The sequence below is a fragment of the Enterococcus sp. NBRC 3427 genome (genome assembly GCF_007996925.1).
Taxonomy (GTDB): Bacteria; Bacillota; Bacilli; order Lactobacillales; family Enterococcaceae; genus Enterococcus_B; species Enterococcus_B lactis.
This window is the reverse complement of the sequence record NZ_BJLL01000018.1, coordinates 1-20,651: the sequence shown is the minus strand read 5'-3', so window position 1 is coordinate 20,651 and position 20,651 is coordinate 1. Positions and strand designations below refer to the sequence as shown.

The 20,651-nt window shown below is 34.8% G+C and carries 16 protein-coding genes and 3 pseudogenes; all 19 read right to left on the bottom strand.

Annotation, left to right across the window (positions count from 1 at the left end):
• Positions 1–51: 51 nt before the first annotated feature.
• The 19 genes and pseudogenes from ESP02_RS05970 to ESP02_RS05885 all read right to left on the bottom strand — a co-directional run bounded on the left by ESP02_RS05970 (position 52) and on the right by ESP02_RS05885 (position 19,788).
• Positions 52–2,448 (bottom strand): pLS20_p028 family conjugation system transmembrane protein, encoded by a 2,397-nt coding sequence (locus ESP02_RS05970; protein ID WP_040118395.1) that lies wholly within the window; start codon positions 2,446–2,448, stop codon positions 52–54.
• Positions 2,445–5,054 carry a VirD4-like conjugal transfer protein, CD1115 family gene (locus ESP02_RS05965; protein ID WP_040118394.1) on the bottom strand — a complete coding sequence of 870 codons (2,610 nt, stop codon included), beginning with the start codon at positions 5,052–5,054 and terminating at the stop codon, positions 2,445–2,447. Before ESP02_RS05965 ends, ESP02_RS05970 begins: the two co-directional genes overlap by 4 nt.
• Entirely contained in the window at positions 5,054–7,117 is a 2,064-nt protein-coding gene (locus ESP02_RS05960) for a hypothetical protein (protein ID WP_040118393.1), read from the bottom strand. Before ESP02_RS05960 ends, ESP02_RS05965 begins: the two co-directional genes overlap by 1 nt.
• A gap of 69 nt (positions 7,118–7,186) precedes the next feature.
• Entirely contained in the window at positions 7,187–7,489 is a 303-nt protein-coding gene (locus ESP02_RS05955; protein WP_002295662.1) for a hypothetical protein, read from the bottom strand.
• A gap of 17 nt (positions 7,490–7,506) precedes the next feature.
• Positions 7,507–7,749 (bottom strand): DUF5415 family protein, encoded by a 243-nt coding sequence (locus ESP02_RS05950; RefSeq protein WP_002305229.1) that lies wholly within the window; start codon positions 7,747–7,749, stop codon positions 7,507–7,509.
• Positions 7,746–8,210 carry a hypothetical protein gene (locus ESP02_RS05945; RefSeq protein WP_002310966.1) on the bottom strand — a complete coding sequence of 155 codons (465 nt, stop codon included), beginning with the start codon at positions 8,208–8,210 and terminating at the stop codon, positions 7,746–7,748. The genes ESP02_RS05950 and ESP02_RS05945 overlap by 4 nt, the downstream gene beginning before the upstream one ends.
• Positions 8,211–8,236: 26 nt before the next feature.
• Entirely contained in the window at positions 8,237–10,327 is a 2,091-nt protein-coding gene (locus tag ESP02_RS05940) for an isopeptide-forming domain-containing fimbrial protein (protein ID WP_002314406.1), read from the bottom strand.
• Positions 10,324–10,584 (bottom strand): hypothetical protein, encoded by a 261-nt coding sequence (locus ESP02_RS05935; RefSeq protein ID WP_002314405.1) that lies wholly within the window; start codon positions 10,582–10,584, stop codon positions 10,324–10,326. Before ESP02_RS05935 ends, ESP02_RS05940 begins: the two co-directional genes overlap by 4 nt.
• Before the next feature lie 12 nt (positions 10,585–10,596).
• The gene (locus ESP02_RS05930) at positions 10,597–11,352 is read right to left on the bottom strand and encodes a pilin N-terminal domain-containing protein (RefSeq protein ID WP_002320589.1); all 756 of its coding nucleotides are present in this window, start codon (positions 11,350–11,352) and stop codon (positions 10,597–10,599) included.
• A 15-nt stretch (positions 11,353–11,367) separates the two neighbouring features.
• A complete protein-coding gene (locus ESP02_RS05925; protein WP_040118392.1) occupies positions 11,368–12,120 on the bottom strand; it encodes a class C sortase in 753 nt (250 codons plus the stop codon).
• The gene (locus ESP02_RS05920; protein WP_040118391.1) at positions 12,117–14,111 is read right to left on the bottom strand and encodes a pilin N-terminal domain-containing protein; all 1,995 of its coding nucleotides are present in this window, start codon (positions 14,109–14,111) and stop codon (positions 12,117–12,119) included. Before ESP02_RS05920 ends, ESP02_RS05925 begins: the two co-directional genes overlap by 4 nt.
• A 52-nt stretch (positions 14,112–14,163) precedes the next feature.
• Positions 14,164–14,835: a class A sortase gene (locus ESP02_RS05915; protein ID WP_040118390.1), complete on the bottom strand. Its 672-nt coding sequence runs from the start codon at positions 14,833–14,835 to the stop codon at positions 14,164–14,166.
• Between the two features lie 81 nt (positions 14,836–14,916).
• Positions 14,917–15,566, bottom strand: a pseudogene (locus ESP02_RS13285) (EpaQ family protein).
• A 354-nt stretch (positions 15,567–15,920) separates the two neighbouring features.
• A pseudogene (locus ESP02_RS05905) lies at positions 15,921–16,159 on the bottom strand (hypothetical protein).
• A 65-nt stretch (positions 16,160–16,224) separates the two neighbouring features.
• Positions 16,225–16,464, bottom strand: coding sequence for a hypothetical protein (locus tag ESP02_RS05900; RefSeq protein ID WP_002316050.1), 240 nt, complete (start codon positions 16,462–16,464; stop codon positions 16,225–16,227).
• A 25-nt stretch (positions 16,465–16,489) separates the two neighbouring features.
• The gene (locus ESP02_RS13460) at positions 16,490–16,612 is read right to left on the bottom strand and encodes a hypothetical protein (RefSeq protein ID WP_002293478.1); all 123 of its coding nucleotides are present in this window, start codon (positions 16,610–16,612) and stop codon (positions 16,490–16,492) included.
• A gap of 18 nt (positions 16,613–16,630) precedes the next feature.
• Positions 16,631–16,972: pseudogene (locus tag ESP02_RS13455) on the bottom strand (DUF5406 family protein).
• 618 nt (positions 16,973–17,590) lie between these two features.
• Entirely contained in the window at positions 17,591–17,923 is a 333-nt protein-coding gene (gene traE / locus ESP02_RS05890; protein ID WP_002322486.1) for a type IV conjugative transfer system protein TraE, read from the bottom strand.
• 824 nt (positions 17,924–18,747) lie between these two features.
• Positions 18,748–19,788 carry a replication initiator protein A gene (locus ESP02_RS05885; RefSeq protein ID WP_146926015.1) on the bottom strand — a complete coding sequence of 347 codons (1,041 nt, stop codon included), beginning with the start codon at positions 19,786–19,788 and terminating at the stop codon, positions 18,748–18,750.
• Between the last annotated feature and the right edge of the window lie 863 nt (positions 19,789–20,651).

The following is a 20,651-nucleotide window of genomic DNA, read 5'->3' as shown; positions in this document are numbered from 1 at the left end:
AAATGATTTCTCCTTTTCATACATAGAAAAAAGGCCTAACTTGTAGGCCTTTTATGGTTTGATATCCTGTTTGATATCCCGCAATAGTTGTTCTTTCAATTCATTGTTCCTGTTTTTAGTTTCTCGTGTCACATTTATTTTTGTTGGTGCAGTAAATGCCACATTTGCTGGCTTGTAACCTGTGTGAACTTTTTGAATAGGTTGTGGTGCAGCTTCTCTTGTCACAACATTTTGAACGGACGCATTCCCTGTCTCCCCACTTTCAGATAAATTGTAAGAAACAGTTGTCAGATTTCCATTTTCAGGCAAACGACTTGGTTTCATTTGAACATTACCTGCAGTTGATTGGTGAACAAAGCTTTGATCATTCTCCTTGAATTGATTCCAACGACTATCTTTCATTGGTAAATTTTGTGTCTTAGGCAAACCAATTTTAGTTGATTTTTCAGTTCCAACTTCGATGCCATTATCATTTGGCAGATCGATGGAATCCTCATCCGTTTGTACTTCTTGATTTCGTTTTGGTAAATCTGAAATGCGTTTTTCGTTTTCAGAATTAATGTTAGATTTATAACGATATTGTTCTGGATCGGTTTTTGGTAACTGACCATGTTGTCCTTCTTCTGAATCTTTTTCTCCGATCGAATTTTCGTTAGAATGTAACTCATCTTGGTGATCTTTGGCTGAAGGAATCGCTGCACCTTCTTGATTTTCTTTTTCACTTGTTGTATTTGCCTTCACTGCTGCATTGACTTGTCCTTCACCATACGCATCTTTTAGTCCTTCTTTGACTTCTGAAGCTTTTTCTTTTTGTTTTTCTAGTGCTTCGGACGGATTCTTCACAGCTTCAGCCAATTCTTTGGCTCTCGTGCCGTCTAATTTTTCTTCTAAGGTGTCTTTGGCTTTTTCTGTAAGATCTTCAGCTGTTCCTTTTAACCCACGTTCATTGACGTAACCAAGACCTTCTGCGGCTTTAGAAACACCATTCTTCGCTTTCCCGAACATTTCGGAAACTGTCTTTTTACTATTAGGTACTGTTGTAGCTTTATCGTCTGGTTGTTCTTCCCCGTTATCAGGAGTACCATCTTTTCGATTGCCAAATCCATTTTTACGAATATCATTTAAATTGCTTAAACCACTCTTACCAGCACTTGCAAGGTTTTTAGCCCCACTACCCACATTTTTCGCAATATTTCCTAAGGCAAACATGCTAAGAAGAGAATTGCTGCCGTTTTTCAGACTCGTATCAACGCCGAAAATTTTCGTAACTGATTGAGAGCCTTTGAATAGCGCAATGGTTAGTACAATTAAAGCGACAACATACAAGAATCCATTGATCTTTCCTTCCGCATGCAAATCACCGATACCTGAAAGCATTAATGTATAGATTCGTAATTCTAAAATCGTAAATGCCAATAACAAGAAGGATTGAGAAATATCTTCTATCGCACTTTTCATCCGTTGTCCTGTCTCAAAGTCCGTTGACGCGGCAATCACTAAATAGAATTTTTTAAATACCAGCTCAATAATGCAAGTAACAATCGTAAACAAGATAAATAAATAGGCCACCGCCAAAGAAGATTCACCAGCTAAAATAATCCCTGGACTACTAATGTATCGACGATACCCTGAAGTATAAACATATTTGGCTAAGCCTTCATCACTGATTTGCACAGGAATTTCTTTTCCATTATCATCCAGTTCCAGTCGGTATTGTAACGCTCTTAACCGATCCTTTTGTAAATCTGATAAACCACTCTTATCTTTATCCGCCATTTCTTTAGCTTGTTTAGGAGTAATAATCCCATTGATATTCGCTGTTTTAAAATTTTTCGCTGTTAAAGCATTTCTTTTGTCTGTTGGCAGGGATTCTACTTTATTCGGGTCAGTTGCTAGTAATGTACTGACATCGATCACATTATTTTGAATAATTTGAAAAGCAGGTGAACCCGTTTTATCTGCTTTATTTGCTGCAGTCACGTCTCCGTAAAAGTTTTTACTAATATTTAGCCCTTCATCGATTAAAGAATTACCACCAAAAATCAAAATCATGGCCATAAATAGATTAACCAAGATATTTTTGATTTTTGGTGGATGTTTACTCATAAAAAATTTTAAGCCTAAATAAATTAATGTGACGACACAAAAAAGAGCCAATACCTTACTAATCAAACTTTGAAACAGTTCATTAACACCAGCGGCGTTCAATAAGTCTTTTAAATCAAAGCTTTGATAAATTGTTTTTTCTAGTAAAGTATTGAGATTATATAACCCTTTAATCAAACCCCATAAAAAAGTATTACAAATCCAACTGAATACATCTTGATACTGCAGATAATTACCATAATCTTGTAAGACTTTCGTTACGGTTTTGGGATCTGCATCCCCATCTCCAAATAAGCCTGACCACCAGTCGGCAATGCCGGAAAATATTCCTCCAATGATCATTCTTTCACCGCCTTTTCAGCTTCTAGCAAAAGTCGTTTCCTTATAACCTCTGTAATTTCTTCATTTTGACGCAATTTTTCAAGGTATTCTTGCAAACGATCTATTTGCTTCTCTTCATAAAATTGAATAAGTAACTTTTGTGCCGTTGAGTTGTCTAAAGATTGAACGATTTTAATAAAAATGTTTTCTTTAGCTTCCTCTTCTATTTGATCGTGCATATTGTGATAAAGTCGACGTGCATAGATATCAGGTAGAAAATAATCGTAATCAATTTGTAAAGCCTTAAGATCCAAGTCCGCATGTGTACAATGTATGTCTATATCATTGATATCCCACGATGGATTGAAATCTTCAATATATTGATAAGCATAAGGAAGATTCGTTTCCCCATGATTAAAAATAGGATACGGCCGTATTTTATGACCTTTCAAATCTTGTCGTTTTAAAGGAGCGAGTACAATCGTTTCACCTTCTAAAAAAGTAGAAATTCTTTCAGGAGTTAAGATACGATCTGAATCAACATTGCGATTGATATGAGTATTCATACCTAATGAATTGATGGTACTGTTTTCTTGTTCAACCGTCTTATTCCCCACTTTTTTGGAAAATTCTTCGATGGTATTATCGTCTGTCGACATAATATAAATATGTGTCTGACAATTTTCTTTGATAATCGCTGCGTTTTGTTCCCCATACTTCGCATAAAGTTGCTGATAAGATTGAATAAACAGATCCCACAACATGTTTCTACCATCTGTGACTGTCATGATTCCTTCCATATTATCCATTGGTGGCATATTCCCAAATTCATCTAAAATAAAATGAATCCTACGGTGACATTTATCTCCTTTAGTCTTAACACATTGCGTAGATAATTCTTTATACAACTGACTAAGAAAAATACTAACAATGATATGGTTAGATGGATCATAATCAGGTGTGAGCATAAAAATAGCCATTGGTTTATCGGTATAGTGCATCCGAATAGACTCTACTAATAAGTTACTTTTATCCTCATCTAATGTTAGAACGGCTTCTTTTTCTAATTCTGGCAAATGGGTTTCTCCTCGTTTTTTTCGATAAACGATATTTCCCTCTTCGTCTTTCAATACTCTTTGAGAAAACTCATACCAAGCAACATATTCTTTTCCTCGATGATCATATTTTAAGCAAACATGATCTCCCTGTTCTAAATGACAATCAAAGTTAATTTCACAAAAACCTCTATAGCCTACTTTGACACGTTCCTCATGAAATTTTTTTCCTTGATGATAAAACTCTACAACAATTCGCTGGTTTAACAGACTCTCGTGTAGTTTGAGATCCAAATACTTCGGAAAACCAATGGACTTATAATCAATGGTTGATTGAGAAGTCATTTTCGCAATTTTCGTCAGTGTAAATGGATTTAGTCCTGTGATCGCTGTCGATAGAATGTTGCCTTTCGCTTTATCAGAACCAATTTTTGTTGCCCCATATTGTTTTTTTGCTATGTTTCCAGGTGGTAACTGATTCATAAATTCATCTAAAGCATTGAGCTGCTTGAATTCATTATCAGGATCTTGGTAATTAAAACCACCAATCTCAGAAAGAAGTTCGACGAGATTATTCGGTGTTAATTTGGAGTAATCCCCTGTCTGATCCGCTTGTTCCAATAACGCAAAAATAAGCGCATTGACAGCTTTTTGCGCATTTTCGTTAAAGTATTTATTGTCTGAAGCGTTGGCATCATAATAAATCGTATTCGTGAAAGTATTGGTTAACTGTGTCGCTGTGTCTATGTCTCCTCGCTTCCAGTATTTCACGATGAGTGCCAATGGATTATCACTCATTGATTGCAGTGGATCGGTGATATTAAATGCATACACATCATACCCTCTAGCTTCTAGTTCATCTTTACTAGCAACATATAATTCTGTTTTTGGATCATTAACAACCATTGAACTTTGTCTTTCTGCACGAGACAAATTGTCAATGGTTGCTAAAACTTCTATCTGTCCTTTCCCTGAACGGGAAGTACCAACAATACAAGTATTTACTGTATCCGTCTGAATATACCAGTACTTTTTATAATGAGTAATTGGTATTCCGCCATAACCAGGAAAACCTCCCTTTGATTCTGGTATTTGCGGATAAATTTGTTGGATTTCCTTTAACGTTTTTAATCGGTTATCTCCTTTTTGCCCATCTGCTAGAGGACGAAACCACATGTCCATTTTCAATCCCATAAGTACAGCTGGAACAACACAAATCGTAGAAACAACTAAACGTGTGCCTAAACTTGTTGTTGGGGTCAAAGGATTCCAAAAACCAGTTGAATCAAAATGGAATAACTGCGGCATTTCTTGTAACTGAAAAATATTCACTCCTTGTAAACTTCCTGGAATAATCTCAAATCGATGAAATGCTTCTGGTATTCTTGTAACAACATAGTTTAAAGGAAGATAAGCTAAGCCACTATAAAAAATCTTTTGAGAAATACGTTTGTCATGTTTTTCTGGTAGCTCTTCTCCTGAAGGAGTATAGCGATAGAAATGAGAAAGATACCTATTCTTTTCTAAATTGAATCGTTTGTCTTTTCGTCTCGTTGTTTCTCTAACACGCATTATTTCACCTCATTTGATTCTGAACTTTCGGAAGTGTTTGATTGTACAGTTGAATCGCTTGATCCTTCTTTAGCCTTACTAGGATCACTCTCTTTGCTATTTTCCATACTTGACTCTGTTGTTGACTGATTGGTACGATTCAATAATTCTTCTAATTGTTGTTCATACTCTTTTCTTGCTTGTTCTTGGGCTTCTTCCTTGATTGACGTCGTTGTGGCTACAGAATCAGCCTGTGAAGATTGATTGATATGATTAAAAGCAAATACTGTCCCTCCACCTAGAAGCAAGCTTAAACTTGCAATACATCCCACCATCCATCCGTTAAAGGAACGCTGTGGTGAAGGAGTTAGATTTGTTTGGTTGTTCATTGGGGTTTGAACAGCAGCTACTGAAGGCGTTGGTTGAGGTTGTGCTAGATAATTTAACTGAGCTTGTCGCAATGTATCCATTTGTTCTTGACGTTCCTTACGAGCAGCTGCTTCTTTTTCCTTTTCTTGGTTTAACCGTTGTTTTTCTATTGCCATTTGTTGTTCCGCAAGATCCTGTTCACGTTTTTTTAGTTCTAATTGTTCGCGCTCTTTTTCTTTTTGCCGTTGTTTTTCTTCTTGTTCTTTCAATTCTTGTTGTTGAATTTCATACTCTTTTTTCCATTTTGGAATTTGTACTTGTAATTCTTGCTGGATCTGTTCGTGTTTTTCCATAAGAACTTCAGTCGTTGTTTGATATAGCTTATTCAGTTGTTCATTTAATTCTTTGCTAATCTTTAGCTTATCTGTACGCAAACCTCGGTAAAATTCTTCTTTTCGTTCTTTAATACGTTCTTTTAACAAGTTTTCTTTTTCTTTCGATAACGCTTCTTGATTCGTCTGAGTAAAATTATTGATCTTTGCTACACACAAGGAATACGCATTGTCGCGTTTCTTTTCGTATCGCTCTTTAATTTTTTGTACTTCTTCTTCAATCACTCGCTGTTCTTCTTTATTTAGTTTCTCTTTTGCTTTCTCCCAATTAGACGACTGTTCCGTCGCATACTCATTAATTTCTTGATCTGTTTCTTGTTGACGTTCTTCAAAGGTGGCTAATAAATCTTCTTGTGCAAGCTCATGCCAATTTGTTGATTGGACAGACTCTAACTGTTCTAAAAGTGTGCCTTTACCCTGTGAGATTAATTCTTCTTTACTCTCTAAAAATGCTTGATAGGTTTGGGGTAATTGATATTTCGAATAAAGCTCATTTAAAAATAATTTGTTTTTTTCTTTCATCCATTCATGCTCTGGCGGATATTGATCCAAAATATAATCAAATACAGTTGCCTTTTGTACCTCTATTTCGTTTTTTTCTACTTCTTCACTGATAAGTGGTTCAATATATTCCTGAGAATCCCCTTCAGTCCATGTTGACTCTTCATTAGCTTCAACTGGATCAACTTCTACTTCGGCCGTCTCTTCATCCTCCATTGTTTCTTCAAAGGGATCTACCTCCAATTGACCCATCACATCGTTCTCTTCCTCAAATATCGATTTCTGAGTCGGAATATCAGCTTGTTCGTCAACATAGACTGTCTCTTTTTCTTTTGACTCCTTCTTTGGAAATATTGGTCGTTCCCATGGTACTTCTTCATTTACTTCGACTTCACTCCCTTGATTCACTTTTCTTTGGTCGCTCTCTAACTCTTCTTCTAAAACTTGTAAAAGTTTTTCGTTTCGATAAGACTCTTCCACACTCATAGTTTCATCCGTTTCTTTAAACACATCAAGGCGGATTAAATCCATCAATGTAGGATAGAAACCTTCTGAAATTTGATAATCCAGTTGCCCAAAAACGTATTCTGTACCAGCTTTCTCTATTTTTCCTTCTGTGTCATGTAACGTGAGAGTCAACTTAACAGAAGATCGACTTTCGTGTTCCAGTACTTTCCCTAACACATGTAGCTGTTCTTCCGTTTCAATGACAGAATATTTAATTGTTTTCGGTAAAAAAGAAGTACGCTTTCCTACTTCCTTCGTTGCTTTTTTTATTAACTCTTTATCTGTTTTGGTATTGCCTGCAATCGTAAAGTACATGAGTATTCTCCTTTCATAAAAAAGGAGTAAAAAGTATCGACTACTTCTTACTCCTACTTTTTTACTTTCTTATAATCCTTGAGGTGTTTGTCCAAACAATCCAAATAACGAAACCACAATAGAAGCTGCTGCTAAAATAACTCCTACCCCCATCAATACATAGCCTACGTGCATCTTCCCATTTTCAGCTCCTCTTCGTCCAAATAGGAAGAAAAGACCCCCAATAACAATGGAAGCAACGGCCGCAGCAGCAGCAAAAATCATCAGATTGTTTTTTAAACTAGTTGCGGCAGTTTGTAATGCTCTAAAAATATCAACCGCAGCTACTACTTTCGGTTGTGTTAAAAAATTCATTGTAATTGATTCAAACATAAAATTGTTCGCTCCTTTTAGTGTTTAATAATTTCGTCGAAAACAAGCTTTTCACGTTCACGTTGATAGATATATCCTTCTAAGTCCTTGTCTTTTCCCCGTAATAGGTCAAATTGTGCTTTTTCAAGGACTTCTTGTTTCCACTGTGTTTCAGATACACCGCGGCGTTCTAAGATTTTAGACGCGGCTTTTTCAAATGGCGTTTTAGCTTTTGCCACTGTGATTCCTCCTTCAGGACAAATAAAAAGACTAGCAATCACTCGCTAGTCTTTTGTAACTTATATTTATTGGATTGTGATCCATCGTGAATCAATTTCTCTTTCGTTCGCTTTTCATCCTTGCTAGATCCAAGAAAAATTATTTTTTTTACGCCATTCTTCTCATAGGGAACAACAATAAATAAAGAATCAGATTTGTTTATAAATTCCCTAACACCAGCTGAATCTACTATTTTGTATCTTTCTAAACCTTTATAGTCTTTTTGCCTCTTGACTGTTATTTGTACAGGATCTGGATGCCATACACTCTCAGAGTATTCCCAGGTAGTCTCGTCTATAATTTTCAAATTATAAACAAGACCACCTACTTCTTCTTTCCACATAGTTCCTGATTTCAATACGCCATTATCTTGATTAGTTTGTTTATTTTTTTCATTACTACATCCGACTAAAATAACAATCATGGCAATCAAGGAAGTAACTACTATTATTAACTTTTTCATTTTATTCATTCTTTCGTTTTTTTATTTTAAATGTATCTCAGAACCGCATAACTAAAAGTTGCTAACACAAGTAATAGTAAGCTGACCGCTGAAATCGTTACTAAATGTGTAGAACCTGTTTTAGGAACAATTACCTGTGGCAAGTTAGGATCAACCCCAATTGTCACAACATTTGTTTTATTAGAAACATTATCTACTGCTACTACGGCTTGGTTATCAATATTTTTTTCTGATTGTAATGGAGTTTTAGCTGTAAATATCAGCTGAATTTCTCGTCCATCTAAAAGATTGTTACTTAAGAAGTCAGCGGAAGCTTCCCACTTCAGCGTTCTTGAATTGCTATCATAAGTTAGTGTGCCTTCAGAAGTAATATCTTTTCCTTTACTCTTATCTATTACTTGCGCAGAAACTTCTTTATATGTCAAACGAGCTTCAATTGGATCTTGAATACTAAATTGTTTGTAGTGATCTGACGCAGCGTCTACGCCTTTTGTGTGCCATTTTTGTGTGACTAGATATTGTACTTCAGATCCTGCGTTTAAAGGAGCTGTCGGCGTACCCTTCTTACCGTCATTTCGTCCGTTTACATCTTTTCCATTTTGTTGTACTTCTTTCACTGGAATTTTAGGGAAATAAACGGTAATGATATTTGTATCCTTTTCTACTTTATTAATGATCGACGTTCCCTGATTTTTGGCTACACTATTTTGATTGGCCAATTCATTGACTTTTACATTGATCACTAATTCGTAAGTTTCGCCGTTATACTTCATTCGATTTTTTAATGTATCAGCTTTCGCTGCATATTTTACCTGGTGTTTTGTTTTGTCATAGGTCACTTCACCAGATACATCGAATTTTTTATTTGTACCACTTTCAACGTGTGCATCGACGTAATTTACTTCTTTTGGTAAATTATCGATTAACTCAAATCGATCGTAAACCGCTAGTAAATCCACTCCTAATCGATTCACCTTCTGTTTGATTCGATATTGAATCGTGTCTCCTACTTGCAACATTTTATCGTTCACGTTATTTCCATTTTTATCAACCCCTGTTTTTTCAGGTTGATCAGGAACAACACTAAAGATTGTCGCAGAAGATAAAGTAAACCAGGTTTGAACATTAGAAGAACCAATCACAAACGTCGGATTTGCTTCAGATATTTTAAAGGACACAGTACCTTGACCAAACTTCGGATCTCCTAATTTATCATGCAAATTATTGAAATCATTATCCGCTTGTGTCAGCTTAGAGCTTCCTCCTGGGTGGCCACCTACCACGTTCAGATTGTTGTAGAAAGATTTAAATTCTGAAAGAACCGTATCTTTTCTGACATACCAATCTGTCGTATTCATTTTGTCATAGTGGGCATATTCTCCTTTAAGATCCGTGCTTTTTCCTCCTGCAGGGTTCAAAGAGTTAAAACTGATAAATGTATCTCCTGAAAATTGAACGGGGCTACCGTCCTCATATGTGGCTACTAGCTGCACATTCATTTGTGTTGAATGGTAAACAATTCCTGAGAAAAGATTGTCTGAGATCCAAAGTACTGTTCTTTTTTTAGATTTACTCATTGCACCATTCGTATTTTTATAGCCATCGTCTCGAAAATGAGTTTTTGTATAGTTGTTATCTAGTAGATTCCACGGCAACGTATCCGAGTATAAGTGAATATTAGATAGAACTAGCTTGATATTGACTTTTTTCCCGTTATACGTACCGATTTTTCCATAGTCAATATTGACTTTGGTGTTGGTTGTTACGCCTTCTAAAACAAGGTTTGTTTCACCGTATTCTTTTTGGAAAGAAGGATAGCGTATATTTTTGTTTCCCTCCACTAATCCTACGTAGTCGTCTGTAAAACCACCTTTGTTGGCATCAACATGATATTTGTAAACTTTTGACGCTCCGTTTACAGTAATATTTGTTTTTGCATTAGGAACATCTTTTGGAATAATAAAATTATTCTTTACGTTCTGGATTGGATTTGACGGATCGACAATAACTTTTTCAGCAAAGACATTGGCTGTTTTTAACCCAAACAATGTACCTAACATCATCATTATGGGAAAAACATATTTTAACCGTCTTGTCCACGAGTGTTTAAAATTCATCCCTTCATCCCCTCTTTTTTATAAATGACTAGTGAAATTCCGACAATAACGATCAAATTGATCGTAGTAAATAATGGATTCCTAATGAGCTTTTCCATAATATCTAGCGGCATGGAAGCAGCTGGTATGTTTAAAATCCTCATTAGGTATAGTTGGTAGCTTGGCAAAATAGATAGTTTAGAAAATAATAAACCGCAGTACAAAAAGACTGCGGTTAAACAAGAAAGATTGAATAATAATAATTTGATCAGTTTCATTTTATTTCTTCCTTAATCTCTAGAAAACAAGTGAGTAACAAAATCCCAACAATTCTCAAAGAAGTTTTTCTTTACGCCAGTAGAAACGATTTTTTTTACTTCTTCTTTAGGTTGCGAAGCTTCTGATTTAGGATAGATCCACACATCCTTTAAGAATTCACCGTTTTTATCAGAAACAGGTGTTAATAGCAAAATATCCTCGCTATTAGAAATGTTTTCAGGACTTGATTCATTGACAATATAATAAGCTTGTTTCTGATTTGCCTGTACTTCTACCGAGAATTCAAAGACACCTGTTTGTTGATCAATTGTCTTTGTTTCTCCATTAGAAACTAGCTTCAATTGATCACTGGATAGTTTTTTCACTCGATCTTTTAATTGGGATTCAATTTGGTCAGTAGTGAGATCCTTAACATCCATCTTTTGTAAAATGTCCGATACATCATAAACAGAAAACTTCGCGCCATTTACTCCTTCTTGTTTTTCATGCCCCTGGTTGTCTAATTGTTCTGAAGAAATAATCTTTTGAACGTGAATGGTCTGTTTGACTATTTGATCGTCTTCAGCAATTTTAGGTTCTTCTGAAGAATCAACTGTTGACGAATCGACGGTTTCATCGCTGCTTTGAATCGTGCTGCTATCTGACGTTTGGATTGTTTGTTCTGTGCTATCCGTGCTTTCTTGTCTGTCTGCAAACGTCAACTGTGTGTAGGCAGTGAAAGAAAAAAGAGCGGCTGCACAAACAAATAGCCATTTTCTATTTCTCATGTTGGTTACCCTCCTTTATTTTTCCTTTTTATAAACAAATAGCGAACCAATGATCATGACTGAAAGAAAAACAGTACTTCCTAAAAGCCATTTCCAAGATAATTTTTGTTTCTTATTTTCTTCATCTTTTAATTCTGATTTTGTAAAGGTTACTCGCTTCCCATACACTAGAAAACGGTGTGTGTTGATCCCCTTAGGCGTACATGTCATTAGCGTTACTCGATCTTCATTGGGATTTGGTTCTAAGTAAGTGACAAAGTTTCTTTGTAGTTCGTCTTTTTGCACTTCCTCAATCCGATCGATTTGATAAGCGTGCTGCTCACCATCAACTTTGATATAAAACTTTTCTCCCTTTTTTACTGAAGGTAAATCATCAAAAAGATTATCTTTATAAAGTCCACTATGACCTGCGATTAAAGGATTTTTACCGTTTCCTCCTGTAATATCACCAGTTCCTTCCGTAATACCTACACCATTTTCTAAAATTTTGTCGGACGTTCCGTCATAAATTGGTAGTTTTAAAGAAATACTTGGAATTGTAAGAATACCAACAGGATCGCCTAACTCAATCTTAGCAACATCCAAAGAAGAATCCGTTTCTGCTGCCGTTCCTGTTCGATCGATTGCGGCAATCTGCTGATTTTGTTGGTATTTCGCCACGCTCGCTTCAGCAGGCATCAAAAGTAAGACACCTGCAGCTGAAAGTAACCAGAAAGCAATGATCCATTTACCCATGATTCGCTTTTTCTTAGGCTTCCTGATAATCATTTGATTTGATCCTTCTTGGCTTTCTTCTTAAAGTAAACAACTGCAGAAAGTGCCCCTGCTCCTAGCAACAAGCAAGAGATCAATACATACGTTTGGAAACCGTTACTACCAGTCATTGGTACGGAAGCTTTTTGATTGTTTTTGATCGTGATTCGGTTTTCTTCTTTGTATGAATCTTTGTCTACTTCGAAAGAGATCTCTTTCGTTAATTTTTGATAATTTTCAGGCGCTTTTGTTTCTTCCAGTGAATATTCACCTTCAGTTAAACCAGTGATTTCAAAGTGACCTTCTTTATCTGATTTTAGGATCGCTGCATTTGCTACGTCGTCTACCCATACTGCTTCTTTGACACCGTCTTTATCCGTATCAACTAATCCACCATAATATTTTCCTTCTGCGTTTTTAGCAGCAAATTCTGCGCCTTCAAGCGGTGTTGCTTTGATTCCTGTTCCAAATAGCCCGCTATCAACTTTTAAAAATTTTGCGCCATAAGTCACAACATCAGCTTTCGTTTTTTCGTGGTGTTCTTCCTGATTAAATGGGTTGTTGTTATAAACGAAATCCACGCTATTTGTTAATGGATTGGCAACAGCTGCGCTATCATTTACATACATGTTATAAGTCATTTGAAGATCTTGTCCGTGTAAACTTGCGACAGTATCACTTACTTGGCCATTATTCACGATAAAATCGATCACAAAGCCATTTTCTGAATTTTGGATCTTATAATCTGTATTTTCTTTTAATACCACTGATCCATCTTTATTTGTTATTTTGATATTTGCTTTAGCAGCGACATAAGAAAGTCCTTGCCCTGCTGTATCCCCCCATTTAAATACACTGTAAGGAGAAGTTTCGCTTTTCACGCCGTTTACTGTGATACCGTCTGCTCCGCCTGCAATGTCTGTTGGGATATGAATCGTTCCTTGATAATTTACTGCGTCACCAATTTGGAAAGAATGTTCTTGTCCTGTTCCATTTGTTACTGTTTTATCGATCACTGGTGCTTTATAGTTTACGTATGAAGCTTTTAAGTCACTTGTCACGCCATCATTCGTAATTTCAAAGGTTAATTTATTGTGCGCATCGTTGCGAGCGTCTGCGCCTAATAAATATTGATCTGCTGTTGGTTCTTTATCTGATCCCACTACAACTTCTGAAGGAACTTCCACAAAATAGTATTTTCCTAACGTCAAATCAGTAGCAGTCAGCTTTCCTTGATCATCTGATACAAGATCTCCTAATTTTGTTCCTTTTCCAGGTTCGCCCTTGTATAACTCAAATTTTGCCCCTTTTAAAGGTGTTTGTTTGCTTTGAGCTGTGCCATCGTCACCAAATTTCGTTAATTCAAAACTCAACTTAGAAACAATATTTTTAGGATATAAGTGAATGTCTTTTAAAAAACCTGAACCTGTATTATCAGTCATTGGCGCAATCACAACCATTGGTTTTGCTTTTTGTGTGACTAATCCAGCAGCGGATTTACTTTCATAAACCACATATACATTCCCTTTGGAATTGACATAGGCTGGTTGATCAGCAAAAGTGATCTCACCATTTTCATCTACAGCTGAAGTAATTTTATTGGTTGCATTCTTGACGTACTCACTGTTAGATCCCTTGTCTTCTACATCTTTAACGATTTCGTCCACTTTCGCGTTGGTTAGATCAGAATCTTCAGTCGGTAATACTTGATCCGTAATATTTCCTAACGTAAACTCAACATCACCATAATCTGCCTTGTTGTATTTCGTTACACCTGTAGGATATTGATCGTGCGTATAACCATCGTTTTTGATCCCGTCAATATCAACATTCATTTGCGTTCCTTGATCGTACATTAATTTATGAACCGTGATATTGACCTTCTCTGGTGGCGTTTTTTGTGTGACATCTTCTGCATATGCTTGATACCCCTGAAAGCAGCTTGCAATGATTCCTAACATTCCAACAAGCATTCCAGCTTTTTTTACATACCAATTTATTGCCATTTTTTTATCTCCTCATTTCATATTTCAACGACTCGCGTTGATTAAAACCTTGTTATTGTAGCTCTCCCTGTACCACGTATCTTTCTTTTCCTTGTGACGTATAAACACAAGTAAACAACGTTAATAAGGGTTTCTCTCCTTTCTTTGGCAAAGACAAGAAAGAGTTCTCTTCAGGAACGCCATCGATTAATTTAAAGTACTCAGGTACGATAAATTTACGCGTTACCTTGTAACGATAGACGCCATCGTTACTAACTAAGTCCATCACCTCCCCTAATGACAACTTTTGAATATCAGAAAATAAAACCCCTGGCATTTCCATGTTATGACCTGCTAGGACATAGTTTCCTTTGCCCATTTCGGCATCTTCATAAAAATAAGTAGCCGCTCCAAGACTCAAAGTGTATTGATTTGCCCCTTTAAAAATTGGAAATACTAAACCAAGTGCAGGAATCTGAATTTGTGCAAATACTTGTTTATTGACGCCCATTTTGATTGCTTCTTTTTGTATGGACAACATTTGACCCAAAGACATATCATTATTGACGTTCGTTGCATCCTCCTTATAACTCTTTGCGTGTGCATTGATTTGATCTACGGGCATCTTTTTTTCTATATTTTGCTTAAACACCTCTCCTTCATGTTTTTGGTAGCTAACATAGCCAAACACACTGCAAAAGACGATTAAAGCGACTCCTAAAAAACCAAATAACCATTTTTTCATCCATCTGCCTCCTTTCAGACAAAACAAAAAACACTTTTTCACAACGAAAAAGTGTTTTCTCTTATTACTATTCTATTTCATTTATCTGGTGGTTTTATATTGGTGTGTAGCCATTGCTAACATTAAGAATACAATTGGCACCCAACTGATTGTAGTTAATGTTTCTTCCATGAATGATTGACACATGATCGCTAAAAAAGCCCACAAGAATGTTAGTTGTCCGTTTGTCAGCTCACATTTTCTTACGAGCAACCATAAAAAACTAAGCAAAAGAATAATCGATAGAGCAAAACCAATCAATCCATAGTGATTGACGAGTGCGTGATACGTATTATGATTACCTAGAATCTGATTTCCTATATGGAAAAAGAAAGGTTCATCTCTACAAATATTTGTCCTGTTTTTTCGCCTAATGTTTCATAGAATTTGCGCCAAATTTCTTCTCGTCCTGTAAATAAATGAACTTTGTCTGACATTGCAGCAAAATAAGAAATCGGTAAAGCTAGAACCGAAACTGCTGCATACATCCAAAAGGACAAGTGTGTGTTTCGAAAAATCTTCTTAGGTAAAATTTCTAGGATAACGAAGATAACAAGCGCGTATAATGCTGCTTTCGATTGGCAAACCCAAATCGTTGCCCCAGCAAGAATCAACGCTGGTAATGATAGCAATCGCATGTACCATTTTCCAAATGAACTAGCAAATCCTGTGATAAGAAGAGCTAATGTCATTAAAGAACTACCTATCGTATTTGTATTGATCCAAATATCCGTTAAACTGGTTAAATTATCTTGATAGGTTTTAGCTTGTTCCTGAATATGGATTGTTTTTGTTACACCATCTACTTTTTCAGCGATTTTGTCCTTTAGATAACCTTGATAAGCAAAATAACTAAAAAGGAGAAAAACAATGATTACGCCCATGTAAGGATTAAATAAAGTTTTATTGTTTTTATTCATCTATCTACCTTCCATATTTGAATTAATTTAACTACATCTAACCAAGATAAACCACGTTAAATTTTACTATTCTTTTTATTCAATAACAATGCCACATCATAATTGATCATTTTCATATCATAATCGTCAAGAAACTTCTAATAATAGTTGGCAATTAGATCTTATTTTCACATAAGTTCGTCTCAACTGTTCAAAATTTTTCATTGATCCCAATAGACAGGCTTTCTCCTTTCCTGTTATCTGCATGTCACTGATATATTGCATGACAGATAACCTTTTAAGGTGTTTTTGTTTCATCGTTTTTAGTAACTTTTCTTCCATTTCTTTCGACACTTTTTTCTATTTTCGATTTCTTTACAATTCATGAGTTTTTCTACCTTCCTTGTTTTGATAAAAATAAAAAAGCCTATGATCACATACGCTCTACACTTCACTCTTGGGTTATCTTTTTCTTTCTTTTAACTACTGGCCTTGCTGGTTTCAAATCCTTGATTCCATTATAGGTTCTCCAATAATCAAACTCTTTTCGTAATCTTTCTTTTTCCATATCTGTTCCTTTGGATAAGGCTTTAAATACATCTTTAGGTGAATAACTACGAGCTAACAGCTGTACATACCTTCCTTTTGTCAAAGTATCCATATCCATCGCATCTAAAACTGGTCGCGCCATCTAATTTGCCTCCTAAATAAATTCTTTACTCGATGTCTAATGATAATACTAGCTTTTTATTATTCGTCGTAATTTCTGCACATTCTTCTTCATTATTTTCTGCGATTAACGCATAATAGCATGGTGATTTTACTTCGAAAAATTTCATGATCTATTCCTCCAATTTTTATTCTTCTTTATCCGCTACAAAGTCAATGATTTCAACACTGACAATATAATCACTCAAATATGACCAGGTATCTTCTACAGACAATTCGTCTCCTTTGTCGTTCGTAAGCGTCATTTTAAACCACTCATCGCCTTCATCATCTTCAGGTAGCAAGCCGAATCCAATTGGATTATCAGTCAATGTTTAATCGTATAAATCATCCTCGTCTAATGCTAAAACATCTAATCCTTTACAATTTCCGCCTCTTCTAAACGTCACAAATCCTTTGTAATCCCAACGTTGGAAAGAAACCTTAATAGTATGTGTGCCCAATCGTATATTCGGATCATAATTTTTCATTTGTCATTCCTCCATTACGTAAATTTCATTTTCTCTATGTTTTATATCAATTTTTTCACTTTATTCAGGACTTGTTCATATTTTATCGTTTTTCGTTTACTTAAAAATACATAAAAAATTTCGACTCGTTTATGGCGTCCGAAACGAGAAACCCTAGTAGACAGCGGTAAATGCTCGATTGATCCAATAATCAACGTCCTCGCAAGTATCTACATGTACTGCAGCACACGACACAATTTCTTGTGCGTCCTCCCCATTACGAGAAGACCTACTCCTTATTCCATGAGTTTGCGTTAAAGTCTAGATCCCTTAGTAGCTGCTCATGATTAATCTAGACGCTATTCTAACTTGTCTAACTTCTAAATTCCCTCTTGTTTACTCTGCGCTTATTATTTACACAAATTCATTTCACCACTATCCAAACAAGCGCATTTACTCGATTGACCAATTTTTTACGTTACCAATCGTTAAAACCTACCCCGTCACTCCCCGAAGGGAATTGTTGATAGATCAAGTCTACTCCTTATTTTTCTAGTGACTCTAAGTTCCTTTAGAAGTCTCGACAATATTTTCAAGCAAGCGAAAAACGATAAAATACAAGTTATGAGAATGATCAATTCAGCTGATCAAACGCCCCATCCCTTTTGCGGTACAACGCAAGACTCCATTTTTTCTTCGACCAATCAGTACACCGTTTTGGTCATAAACATGTTTGATTGTTGGATATAGCTCTTTTAAGGGGATAGGATCTTTTAAAATTATTTGCTTTTGTTTCCCAATGTAATAAATCATTTCCTCTGAGACTTTGTCTTTCTGGATTATATATTTCTTACACTGCACAACGGTTTTACTTTGGCCAGTTGATAGTTTCTTGGTGATTTTCTCTGTAGCGGTACACCGTTTACCGTAGTGACAAATATCTTTGAGACTCAAAATTCCTGTATATGACATAAAATAAACCACCCAATTTCTTTAAATATTTTTAACAAGTTTTTCTTGTTATTTTTCAAAAATAGAGAATTGATTTTCGTTCATGACAAACAAAAAAGAGGGAACGCATCCAAACATGCGTTCCCTCTAATTTCAGCGTTCGTCATACGGCAAAGAGCCACACGGACATTTTTATAACATTATGCTTAGGCATAGATTCATCGTAATATCACGTATTTTTAACCTTAACACAGCCAAAAAAAGTGGTATCACTTTTGAATATCTGTTATACTAAATCCGTTGCGGGTAATACCGTAACACTGAAAGGTTAACGCATTAAGGGCCAAATCTTAATGCCGTGTATGAACGCTGACGAAGATTACCAGCCTTCCGAGTTCATACCGCCTTTCTTTTTTTTGTATTTTCAATTGTCCAAATTTATCGTCCAAAAGTGCAGAACGAAAATCAATTCATCACAGGCATAGCAGACAATTAAATTTATACAAAAAAATGTAAGCGAATAATATTCGTATTGCCTGAAAAGAAGTAATATCAAGATTTTTAGCTTGTTTAAATAATGAAATTATCTCTCTTCGCGTATTATTATAACTCAAAAAAAAGGAGTATGCAAACATACGTTCCCTTTTCTATATTTGAAATTAATTATTTCTTTTAACACTTATGACGTAAAAGGCTACGTTTGTGATTTTTATCATAATATTTTAACTTATAAATTCTATTAAAATAGCTATTATTTTGTAATATTCGTAATATAATTAGAATAATAAAAAATTTTTAATTTTAATGTTACTCCATGAAGCAACAATCACTTTGTCAGTAAAGTTTCACTCTAACCAGTCTTTCGTAATAGTGCTTGGGGAGCTTTCATAATTCAAACGTTTTTCACTTGATACTTTAGCAGCTATTGGTTTTTCGATAAACCAATTTTTTACATAGACAAAAATCAGGTTCTGGATATTTTCGACTTTTTCGGTTTTTAATTTTTGATAGGCTTTTAACAGTGTCGTGTATAATTCTTGTTCTGCATTGACATAATAACTATCGAGTTCTTCAAAAACTATCGAAATACCACTTTCTATTTCAGCTTTTTTCTTTGCATTATGAATAGTCTGGACGGTTTTTTGAGCTTCACTGTAACTTGAAGAAAATGTTTTTATCAAATTTAATACTCGTTCAGGGACAAACGTAGCAATGCTGTCGTTTGTCATAATTGTCTCAAAATTGTCTAACAACAATTGATCTTGTAGGCGGTCTTTTTCAGTGTCTATATTGTGTCTATTAGTGTCTAATATATTATTATTAAGTTCTGGTATGATTTTCATACCCTCTGATTTATCAACGTTTTGGCACGGTATGATTTTCATACCCTCTTGAGCCCCAAGGGATTCAGCGTCTGATTTTTCGTCGAGGGTGGGTATGATTTTCATACCCACTGATTTATCAACGTTTTCCCTATTCTCTCTATCAAATTTTTCGAGTAAGTAGATATCATTTTCTGAGACTTTTAATTCTGCTAGATATAGTCTATTAGGATTATTTTTCCCTAACTGTTTGTTAAATCCCATCTGCTTTTGTAATAATAAACCAAAGGATTCCAACTCTTTTTTGATTGCTATCGCTTTTTGTTTTTGGCAGTTTAATACGCTACATAGTTCATTTGTCGTATAAGTAAAATAAACATTACCTTCTTCATCGATTTGCCGTTTGCTGATTGCGATCTCTAATCTTGCTTTTAAAAGCATATAGGCAATCTTAGTTGAATCTTTCATTTTTTTGTATTCGTCAGAAACAATAAAGACTTTTGGAAATTGATAAAATAATTCGTTGTAAACTCTATCCGCCTTAAAAAAATTAAAATCAGTCATTGTAGATCCTCTACTTTCACGTTGTTTTATTTATGTAAAATTACCTACTCTTTTCGAAAATAGCAAAGATAAATAAAAAATGCAAACGCATTAAAACTGTTTTTTAATTAAATACTACCTAAAATCAGAAATAAAATGAATTATGTACTACCTTTAAAGTCATTAAGAACTACTTTAAATAAATATTATTTATAATTAAATACTACCAGAAGAACGTATGAATAAAATTTAGTTTTAAAATTAAAGATAATTAAGTACTACCAGTGTCAAAACAAAAAATAAATTAAGAACTACCTTATGCATATAAAACATACTACCATTACTAGTGATATATACTACCTTATTTCAGTAGTATATATTATATTATTCTTATAAGACAAGGCTTTAGGCTAGAAAAAAATAGATTATATACTACTAAAAAATACAATAAGTACTACCAATGTCAGATATATATAATAATTATGTACTACCATTAAAATTAACTTATTTAATAAGATACTACTGTGTTAATCTGAAAAAAATTACTTTAAAGTAGTTACATACTACCTGTTAAATTAGATACTACCATTAATACTTAAATTAGATACTACCTATATTTATATTAAGTACTACCGTTCTAGGAATAAGATAATAAAAAAATACTACCAAATTGCAATTAAATACTACTTAAAATGTAAAAAATAAGAACTACCCAAATTAGGTAGTTCTTAATAAGAGAATATCAGATAAATTTGTACAAGTCATAAAAAAATTAATCTTAAATTTTTAAATATATATACTTGTTAATTATAAACTAATTTATTTAGGTAGTACATAATTAACAGATAAAACTACATGCTTGTAGTTTGTCTAGCTAATGAGGA

Bases quoted from the DNA above. Each gene is read 5' to 3' on its own strand.
- ESP02_RS05970 (WP_040118395.1), bottom strand. From the start codon at position 2,448: ATGATCATTGGAGGAATATTTTCCGGCATTGCCGACTGGTGGTCAGGC.
- ESP02_RS05965 (WP_040118394.1), bottom strand. From the start codon at position 5,054: ATGCGTGTTAGAGAAACAACGAGACGAAAAGACAAACGATTCAATTTA.
- ESP02_RS05960 (WP_040118393.1), bottom strand. From the start codon at position 7,117: ATGTACTTTACGATTGCAGGCAATACCAAAACAGATAAAGAGTTAATA.
- ESP02_RS05955 (WP_002295662.1), bottom strand. From the start codon at position 7,489: ATGTTTGAATCAATTACAATGAATTTTTTAACACAACCGAAAGTAGTA.
- ESP02_RS05945 (WP_002310966.1), bottom strand. From the start codon at position 8,210: ATGAAAAAGTTAATAATAGTAGTTACTTCCTTGATTGCCATGATTGTT.
- ESP02_RS05940 (WP_002314406.1), bottom strand. From the start codon at position 10,327: ATGAATTTTAAACACTCGTGGACAAGACGGTTAAAATATGTTTTTCCC.
- ESP02_RS05935 (WP_002314405.1), bottom strand. From the start codon at position 10,584: ATGAAACTGATCAAATTATTATTATTCAATCTTTCTTGTTTAACCGCA.
- ESP02_RS05930 (WP_002320589.1), bottom strand. From the start codon at position 11,352: ATGAGAAATAGAAAATGGCTATTTGTTTGTGCAGCCGCTCTTTTTTCT.
- ESP02_RS05925 (WP_040118392.1), bottom strand. From the start codon at position 12,120: ATGATTATCAGGAAGCCTAAGAAAAAGCGAATCATGGGTAAATGGATC.
- ESP02_RS05920 (WP_040118391.1), bottom strand. From the start codon at position 14,111: ATGGCAATAAATTGGTATGTAAAAAAAGCTGGAATGCTTGTTGGAATG.
- ESP02_RS05915 (WP_040118390.1), bottom strand. From the start codon at position 14,835: ATGAAAAAATGGTTATTTGGTTTTTTAGGAGTCGCTTTAATCGTCTTT.
- ESP02_RS05900 (WP_002316050.1), bottom strand. From the start codon at position 16,464: ATGGCGCGACCAGTTTTAGATGCGATGGATATGGATACTTTGACAAAA.
- ESP02_RS13460 (WP_002293478.1), bottom strand. From the start codon at position 16,612: ATGAAATTTTTCGAAGTAAAATCACCATGCTATTATGCGTTAATCGCA.
- traE (WP_002322486.1), bottom strand. From the start codon at position 17,923: ATGTCATATACAGGAATTTTGAGTCTCAAAGATATTTGTCACTACGGT.
- ESP02_RS05885 (WP_146926015.1), bottom strand. From the start codon at position 19,788: ATGACTGATTTTAATTTTTTTAAGGCGGATAGAGTTTACAACGAATTA.